Source organism: Stenotrophomonas maltophilia (assembly GCF_003970865.1).
Lineage (GTDB): Bacteria > Pseudomonadota > Gammaproteobacteria > Xanthomonadales > Xanthomonadaceae > Stenotrophomonas > Stenotrophomonas maltophilia_AR.
Window position 1 is genome coordinate 18,982 of the sequence record NZ_RXLZ01000066.1, and the last position, 8,421, is coordinate 27,402.

The window sequence follows — 8,421 nt, forward strand, 5'->3', positions numbered from 1 at the left end:
GGCCGGCACTACCTGGACGCACGGCGTACCATGGGCGCATGAGTACCCTGCCCCACACGCCGGGCTACAGCCGGCGCAGCCATGAAATCGCTCCGTTCCACGTGATGTCCCTGCTGGCCCGTGCACAGGCGCTGGAACAGGCTGGCCATGATGTGATCCACCTGGAAATCGGCGAACCGGACTTCACCACCGCCGAACCGGTCGTGCGTGCCGGCCAGGCCGCACTGGCCGCCGGCCATACCCGCTACACCGCCGCGCGTGGCCTGCCGGCCCTGCGCCAGGCGATCAGCGGCTTCTATCGCAGCCATTACGGACTGGACATCGATCCCGAACGCATCCTGGTCGCCCCCGGCGGCTCCGGTGCGCTGCTGCTGGCCAGCAGCCTGCTGGTCGATCCCGGTCGCCACTGGCTGCTGGCCGACCCCGGTTATCCGTGCAACCGCCATTTCCTGCGCCTCGTTGAAGGCGGCGCACAGCTGGTGCCGGTCGGGCCGGACACCGCCTACCAGCTCACACCGTCGCTGGTGGAACAGCATTGGAACGCCGACAGCGTCGGCGCACTGGTTGCCTCACCGGCCAACCCGACCGGCACCGTGCTCTCCGCCGACGAACTGGCCGCCCTGTCGCAGACCCTGCGCGCGCGCGGTGGTCACCTGGTGGTGGACGAGATCTACCACGGCCTCACCTATGGCCTGGATGCACCCAGCGTGCTGCAGGTGGATGACAGCGCGTTCGTGCTGAACAGCTTCTCCAAGTACTTCGGCATGACCGGTTGGCGGCTGGGCTGGCTGGTGGCACCGCCAGCAGCCGTACCTGACCTGGAGAAGCTGGCGCAGAACCTGTACATCAGCGCCTCGAGCATCGCCCAGCACGCCGCGCTCGCCTGCTTCAGCGCGGAGTCGATGGCGATCTTCGAGCAGCGCCGTGAAGCGTTCCGCCAACGCCGCGACTTCCTGTTGCCCGCGCTGCGCGAGCTGGGTTTCCGCATCGAAGTCGAGCCGCAGGGTGCGTTCTACCTGTACGCCGACGTCAGCGCGTTCACCGACGACGCGCAGGCGTTCTGCACGCACTTCCTGGAAACCGAGCACGTGGCGTTCACCCCCGGACTGGATTTCGGCTTCCATCGCGCCAACCAGCATGTACGCCTGGCCTATACCCAGGAAGTGCCGCGGTTGCAGGAGGCAGTGGAACGGATTGCGCGTGGGTTGCAGCGCTGGAGCGGCTGATCGTCCGCGCGAACGGCATCCACGCATGGCGTGGATCTACTGGTCCAGCGCACGGTACATGGGTAGATCCACGCCATGCGTGGATGCGTGGAACCCAAAGAAAAACGCCGCCCTGGGGCGGCGTTTTCCGTTCTGCCTATCTGCTTACTTGCCGCCCAACCGCTCCCACAGGAAGCTGTAGGCCAGCGCCGACATGTGTGCGGCCTGCGCGTTGTTGGCTGCACCGCCGTGGCCACCTTCGATGTTCTCGTAGTAGGTCACGTCCTTGCCGGCGTCGATCATCTTCGCCGCCATCTTGCGGGCATGGCCCGGATGCACGCGGTCATCGCGGGTGGAGGTGGTGAACAGCACCGGCGGGTAGTTCTTCTTCGCGTCGAACAGGTGGTACGGCGAGAAGGTCTTGATGAACTCCCAGTCGCTGGTATCCGGGTTGCCGTACTCGGCCATCCACGAGGCACCGGCCAGCAGATGGCTGTAACGCTTCATGTCCAGCAGCGGCACCTGCACCACCACCGCACCGAACAGTTCCGGGTACTGGGTCAGCATGTTGCCGGTCAGCAGGCCACCGTTGCTGCCGCCCTGCACGCCCAGGTGCTTGGCGCTGGTGATCTTGCGCTTGACCAGATCGCGCGCCACCGCCGCCATGTCTTCATAGGCCTTGTGACGGTTCTGCTTCAGCGCTGCCTGGTGCCAGCGCGGGCCGTACTCGCCACCACCGCGGATGTTGGCGACCACGTACACGCCGCCCTTCTCCAGCCAGGCGCGGCCCATGCCACCGGAGTAGTTCGGGGTCAGCGAGATCTCGAAACCACCGTAGCCGTACAGCAGTGTCGGGTTGGAACCGTCCAGCTTCATCGCCTTGTCGTGCACCACGAAGTACGGCACGCGGGTGCCGTCCTTGCTGGTGGCGAACTGCTGCTCGATCACCTTGCCCTTGGCATCGAAGAAGGCCGGCATGGTCTTCAGCGTTTCCGGCGCCTGGCCGATCTCGGCCAGCGCCAGCGTGGTCGGGGTCAGGTAGTCGGTGGCGGTCAACCACACCGCGTCGCTGTCGTTGCTGTCCACCGCGGCCACGCCCAGCGTGCCGAAGGCCGGCGCGCCGACGAAGCGGCTGGTCTGCCAGCCATCGGCGCCCGGGGTCAGCACCGACAGGCGGTTCTTGACGTCATCCAGCACGTTCAGCACCAGATGGCTCTTGGTCCAGGTGGCGCTGGCCAGCGAGGTGGTCGCGGTCGGGGTGAACAGCACCTCGAAGTCGCGCTTGCCCGCCAGGTAGTCATCCAGCTTGGTGGCCAGCAGCGAACCGGAGGCATAGGTCTTGCCGCCCACGGTCCACGGGTCGCGCAGCTCCAGGGTCAGCCACTGCTTGTGCAGGCCCTTCTCGGCCGAGTTCGGCGCATCGATCCTGGTCAGCGTGCCGTCGTCGCCGCGCAGGTAGATCTCGTTGTTGTAGAAGGCCAGGGTGCGGCTGACCAGGTTGCGCTCGAAGCCCGGGGTGTCATCGTGCATCGCCGCGATGTACATGTCTTCCGGCTTGCCTTCGTAGACGGCCGTGGCCGAGGCCATCGGCGTGCCACGCTTCCACAGCTTGGCCACGCGCGGGTAGCCGGAGGTGGTCATCGAACCGGCACCGAAGTCGGTGTAGACGAACACCGTATCGCGATCGATCCAGCTGAGGCCGCCCTTCGACTCCGGCCGGAAGAAGCCGTCCTTGATCCAGGTCTTGTTGGACAGATCGAATTCGCGGGTGACGTCGGCATCCGCACCGCCACGCGACAGCGCGATCAGGCAGCGGCTGTAGTCCGGACGCAGGCAGTCAGCACCGTGCCAGACCCAGTTCTCGCCCTCGGCCTTGTTCAGCGCATCCAGATCGAGCACGGTTTCCCACTGCGGCGAGGCCTTGCGGTACTCGGCCAGGGTGGTGCGGCGCCACAGGCCACGCTCGTGCTGCTGGTCCTTCCAGAAGTTGTAGTAGTAGTCGCCGATCTTCTGCACGCCGGGAATCTTGGCATCGGAGTCGAGCACCTCGCGGATGCTGGTCTCCATCTGCTTGAAGGCCGGGGTCTGCGCCAGGCGCGCCTCGGACTTGGCGTTCTGTTCCTTGACCCAGGTCAGCGGCTTGTCGCCGGTGACGTCTTCGAGCCAGGCGTAACGGTCGGTGTCTTCAGCGGCCACGGCGGTCCCCACCGAGGCAACGGTCATCATGCCGGCCAGCAGGCAGGCGGAAGCGAGTCGTGACATTGCAGCTCCAGGCAGTCATAAGCCTTGGAACGCTAGCACGGAATGTCGCGGTCTCCCCCGTGTCGAAGGTCAGGCCGTGGCGGCGGGGCTGCGCCGGCCACGGGTCGTGCCGCCGGCGCGACGACGGGCCTGTCCACCGGTACGCCGGGCCAGCCGCAGCCACGACAGTCCCGGCAGCGGAAAGCGCAGCAGCGCCCACCAGGCCACCAGCGGCATGCCCACCAGCCACATCGGCAACCAACCCAGCCAGGCGCTGCTGCCGCGCGCGGCTGGCCAGACCAGCACCAGTGCCAGGCCGGCCAGCGCCACCTGCCGCACGCTGCGCAGCAGGCGTGGATCGGCGCGTTCAATGATGACGCGTTCAGTTGCAGGGCGACGAACGGAACGTGCGTTCATGGGGCTTCTCCGGTGGACAATGCAACACAGCTTGGGCAACGCCCTTCTCACAGGTTGCGACACCATTGACGGATCGCGTGCACACAGTCGACCATGCGCGTGCAAGCCCACTGGAGCCCGCTCCCGCATGACTTCGATCCGCCCGCTCTGCGCCGTGCTGCTGGCCCTGTCCCTGGCGGGCCCCGCCGTGGCCGCCAGTGAGCCGCCGTCGCCCCGTGCCAGCGCCCCTCGCGCGGATGATCCGGATGCGCCGATCGACCTGAAGCGCTTCATGGGTACCTGGTACGTGATCGGCCGCGTGCCGAACTTCATCGAGCGTGGCCATGTGGCCAGCGTCAATGACTACGAACTGCGCGACGAGCACAAGGTCGGCATCGCCTACCGCTACCGTGATGGCTTCGGCGAACCGCTGCAGGAAGTGCGTGCCCGCGCCAGCGTCGACCCGGACAGCGGCAACCACGGCTGGCGCACCTGGTTCTACCGCGTCGTGCCTACCCATTCGAGGGTGCTGGAAGTGGCGCCGGATTACTCGTGGGCGCTGATCGGCTACCCGGGCCGCGAAATGGCCTGGATCTTCTCGCGTACGCCGGACATGGACAAAGCCCTGTACAAGGAGCTGGCCGAGCGCCTGCGTGACGAGTACGGGGTGAACACCGACAAGCTCAAGCGCGTGCCGCAGCACCCGGAGCAGGTCGGCAAGCTGGGCTACGAAGTACCGAACGTGCGTTGACTGGGCCTGCGCGCGCCGATTGGATCCACACGGCCGGTGTTCACGCCGCCCGCGGCTGCACCCGTCGCTCGATCTCGTTGCGCGTTGGTAATGTCTTGAGATCGTAAGCCGCCTGCATCGCAAGCCAGGATGCGGCATCCCCACCGAAATGCCGCGCCAGCCGCGCGGCCGTGTCCGCCGAGATGCCGCGTTCGCCATGCACGATGGCGTGCAGCCGCGTTGCGGGAACGTCCAAAGCCCTTGCCAGCGCGTTCACGCTCAACGCAAGCGGCAGCAGGAACTCTTCGCGCAGGATCTCGCCAGGATGAATGGCGCGCATGCCGTTGTGGGGATGCTTCATGGCGGCACCTCAGTGGTAGTCAACAATTTCCACGGCATCGGCGCCGTTGTCGGTCCAGGTAAAGCAGAGTCGCCACTGATCGTTGATCCGAAGGCTGTACTGCCCTTTCCGGTCACCTGACAGCGCTTCGAGCCGGTTTCCGGGCGGGCTGCGCAGGAACGCCAACGTCTGCGCCGAGTCGAGCAGTTGGAGTTTGCGTTCGGCAGCGCGTCGTATCGGGCGCCAAGCGCGAGCGCAGGTTCCTTCAAACAGGGCACGGGTCTGCTTGCAGCGGAATGAACGAATCATTCCGTTCAGCGTATTACGCTAAACGGAACATACCAAGGAATGGGATGTGCTGCCAGTCCCAGTCTGGCGATATTGATTCCTGATCGGCCTGGGCGGTTCCAAAGGCGACCGCTATAGGGCCGCCGGGCGAACATCCCGATGGTGCCGGCCGCTGGCCGGCAAACCCACCACATCCGGGCGCATCGCGAGTCTGCCGGCCATGGGCCGGCACTACGTGATGCGCCCGGGGCGCCTCGTCATTTGCGGCTGTAATGCGCGACCAGGCGGTCGCCGAGCATCTGCAGCAGCTGCACCAGGATCAGCAGCAGGACCACGGTGACCAGGGCCACGTCGGTGTGCGAGCGCTGGTAGCCGTCGCGGAAGGCCAGGTCGCCAAGGCCACCGGAGCCGATCGCACCGCCCATCGCGGTGAAGCCGATCAGCGCCACGGTGGTGACCGTTGCGCCAGCGATCAGGCCCGGACGCGCCTCCGGCAGCAGCACGCGGGTGACCAGCTGCCAGGTGGTGGCACCCATCGACTGGGTCGCTTCGATCACGCCACGGTCCACTTCGCGCAGTGCGGTCTCGACCAGGCGCGCGTAGAACGGCGCGGCACCGATCACCAGCGGCACGATCGCACCGCGTACACCCAGCGACGTCCCCATCAGGAACAGGGTGACCGGGATCAGCACGATCATCAGGATGATGAAAGGCACCGAGCGCAGCAGGTTCACCACCAGCGCCAGCACGCCATAGGCGAACGGCCGGCGCTTCATCTGCGGCGCGCCGAACAGGTACAGCAGCACGCCCAGGGGCAGGCCGATGGCCAGGGTCAGCGGCAGCGAACCGAGCAGCATCAGCAGGGTGTCGATGGTGGCCTGGCCGATGTCGGCCCACTTGCCCGCATCCAGGTGGCGGAAGAATCCGCCTGCAGTGGCGATGATCATCGACGCAGCTCCTCAACGTGCACGCCGGCAGCCACGAACGCGGCCTGCGCGGCGGACTGGTCGCCGCCCACCAGGGCGACCACCAGCTGGCCATACGGGGTGTCCTTGATCCGGTCGATGCGGCCGGACAGGATGTTGTAGTCGACCCCGGTCTGCCGCGCGACACTGCCGAGCAGGGGTTCGTAGGTGTCTCCACCGAGGAACGTCAGCCGCACGATGCGTCCACCGACGGCATCGAAATCGCGATGCAGCGCACCTTCGTCCATGTGTTCCGATTCGCTGACGAAACGGCGCGTGGTCGGGTGCTGCGGGTGCAGGAACACACGGGTGACCGGTCCGGTCTCGACCATCTGCCCGGCATCGAGCACGGCGACGCGGTCGCAGACGCGGCGGATCACATCCATCTCGTGGGTGATCAGCACGATGGTCAGGCCGAGCTCGCGGTTGATCTTCGACAGCAGCGACAGCACCGAGGCGGTGGTCTGCGGGTCGAGCGCACTGGTGGCCTCATCGCACAGCAGGATCTGCGGCCGGGTTGCCAGTGCACGGGCGATGCCGACGCGCTGCTTCTGGCCACCGGACAGCTGTGCCGGGTACTTCTGCGCGTGTGCCTCCAGGCCCACGGTCTGCAGCAGTTCGGCTACGCGTGCGTCGATCTCCGCCTTCGGCGTGCCGGCCAGCTCCAGCGGGAAGGCGACATTGCCGGCCACCGTGCGCGAAGACAGCAGGTTGAAGTGCTGGAAGATCATGCCGATGCGCCGGCGCAGCGCGCGCAGGCCGTCCGCATCCAGTGCGGTGACATCCTCGCCACCGATCAGCAGGCGACCACCGCTGGGCTCTTCCAGGCGGTTGATCATGCGGATCAGGGTCGACTTGCCGGCGCCGGAATGGCCGATGATGCCGAATACCTCACCGGCCTCGATGGTCAGGTCCAGCGGCTGCAGCGCGCTGACTGCGCGGCCGGCAACGGCATAGGATTTGTGCAGGCGCTGGAACTCGATCACGGGCGTGGCTCACCGGCTGGGTGACGGAAGGGGGCGTGCAGCCTACCAGCGCAGGCGGTCGCGCGCCCGCGCCATGGGCCAGAATGTTATTCCTTTTGGTTCTAAGCCGCCGCCCCCGGCTCAGGGATGATCCAGCGGCTTCGGTGGTTCCTGCCGGTTCACCCGCTCACGATGCAGCAGGTACAGACCCGAGGCGACGATGATCGCCGCGCCCACCCAGGTATAGCTGTCCGGCAGCTGGCCCCAGAAGGCCAGATCCCAGCCGATCACCCAGACCAGGCCGCTGTACTCCAGCGGCGCGATCATCGAGGCCTCGCCCAGCTGGAAGGCCTTGGTCAGGGCAATCTGGCCCAGCGCCCCGGCCAGGCCCATGCCGGCAATCAAAGGCGCATGTGCCAGCTGCAGCGGTACCCAGCCGGGAATGGCCAGCAGGCCGGCGCCGATGGCCATGATCACCAGGAACCAGACCACCATCGACTGCGAGGTATCGGTGCGGGTCAGCAGACTGACCGTGATCGCCGCAACGGCATAGGCCGTTGCCGCCGCCAGCACCATCAGGCCAGGCACCGAAATGAAGCCATCCACGCCCGGCCGCAGCACCACCAGCACACCCACCAGGCCGATGCCGATGGCGACCCAGCGCCGCGGCCCGACCCGCTCGCCCAGCAACGGCACCGACAGCGCGGCGATCAGCAGCGGGGCAACGAAATAGATGGTGTACGCGGTGGACAGCGGCAGGTCGCGCAGGGCGAACACGAAGCAGCCGATCATCGCCATGCCCAGCCCACCACGCAGCAGGTGCAGGCCCCAGCGGCGCGGGATCAGCGAGCGCGGGCCAGCGCTGACCAGCACCCAGACCAGCACGAACGGCAACGAGGCCGCACCACGCAGGAAAGTCACTTCCAGCGTGGGATAGCTGGCCGACAGCTGCTTCATGCCAGCGTCCATCAGCGAGAAACAGGCGACCGCAGCGACCATCCAGGCCACCGCACGCGAAGGGGAGCGTTGCAGGTTCATGGCCCATTATCGCCGACAGCACCGGATTGTAGAGTCGAGCCGTGCTCGACCGCTCTTCACAAAGCAGCCGAGCATGGCTCGGCTCTTATCTCTTGCGACTCTGGCACCTTAGGTGCCGAGAGCCCAGCGCGGACGACCGTTCGGCTCTAGGTCTTTTCGATCGCTCTGTAGCAAGGATCTCCGCGCCGGTTTCTCCCTGATCCGCCCGAACAGTTGATCGAGTTGGCGCTCGCACTGATAAGACTGGGCAAGC

At 66.6% G+C, this 8,421-nt stretch carries 9 protein-coding genes; 2 read left to right on the forward strand and 7 right to left on the reverse strand.

Annotated features, from left to right (window positions below):
* Window positions 1-38 precede the first annotated feature (38 nt).
* Window positions 39-1,226 (forward strand): pyridoxal phosphate-dependent aminotransferase, encoded by a 1,188-nt coding sequence (locus EKL94_RS18375; protein WP_126930146.1) that lies wholly within the window; start codon window positions 39-41, stop codon window positions 1,224-1,226.
* Between the two features lie 144 nt (window positions 1,227-1,370).
* Here the strand turns inward: EKL94_RS18375 and EKL94_RS18380 are convergent, their stop codons facing one another.
* Both EKL94_RS18380 and EKL94_RS18385 read right to left on the reverse strand, forming a co-directional pair.
* On the reverse strand, window positions 1,371-3,467 hold the full coding sequence (locus EKL94_RS18380; protein ID WP_126930147.1) for a prolyl oligopeptidase family serine peptidase: 2,097 nt from the start codon (window positions 3,465-3,467) through the stop codon (window positions 1,371-1,373).
* 69 nt (window positions 3,468-3,536) lie between these two features.
* Complete coding sequence (locus EKL94_RS18385; RefSeq protein WP_126930148.1) at window positions 3,537-3,863, reverse strand: hypothetical protein; 327 nt, start codon at window positions 3,861-3,863, stop codon at window positions 3,537-3,539.
* 127 nt (window positions 3,864-3,990) lie between these two features.
* Between EKL94_RS18385 and EKL94_RS18390 the strand changes: the two genes are divergently transcribed.
* Window positions 3,991-4,593: a lipocalin family protein gene (locus EKL94_RS18390; RefSeq protein ID WP_126930149.1), complete on the forward strand. Its 603-nt coding sequence runs from the start codon at window positions 3,991-3,993 to the stop codon at window positions 4,591-4,593.
* A 40-nt stretch (window positions 4,594-4,633) separates the two neighbouring features.
* On the opposite strand, the gene EKL94_RS18395 is transcribed toward EKL94_RS18390, so the two are convergent.
* The 5 genes from EKL94_RS18395 to EKL94_RS18415 form a co-directional block, all read right to left on the reverse strand.
* Window positions 4,634-4,933, reverse strand: a complete 300-nt coding sequence (locus EKL94_RS18395; RefSeq protein WP_049443949.1) for a HigA family addiction module antitoxin — start codon at window positions 4,931-4,933, stop codon at window positions 4,634-4,636.
* Window positions 4,934-4,942: 9 nt separating this feature from the next.
* Entirely contained in the window at window positions 4,943-5,221 is a 279-nt protein-coding gene (locus EKL94_RS18400) for a type II toxin-antitoxin system RelE/ParE family toxin (RefSeq protein WP_080354792.1), read from the reverse strand.
* Between the two features lie 236 nt (window positions 5,222-5,457).
* A complete protein-coding gene (locus EKL94_RS18405) occupies window positions 5,458-6,147 on the reverse strand; it encodes a methionine ABC transporter permease (protein WP_049399224.1) in 690 nt (229 codons plus the stop codon).
* Window positions 6,144-7,151: a methionine ABC transporter ATP-binding protein gene (locus EKL94_RS18410; RefSeq protein ID WP_126930150.1), complete on the reverse strand. Its 1,008-nt coding sequence runs from the start codon at window positions 7,149-7,151 to the stop codon at window positions 6,144-6,146. The genes EKL94_RS18405 and EKL94_RS18410 overlap by 4 nt, the downstream gene beginning before the upstream one ends.
* Window positions 7,152-7,271: 120 nt before the next feature.
* Window positions 7,272-8,168, reverse strand: coding sequence for a DMT family transporter (locus tag EKL94_RS18415; protein ID WP_126930151.1), 897 nt, complete (start codon window positions 8,166-8,168; stop codon window positions 7,272-7,274).
* Between the last annotated feature and the right edge of the window lie 253 nt (window positions 8,169-8,421).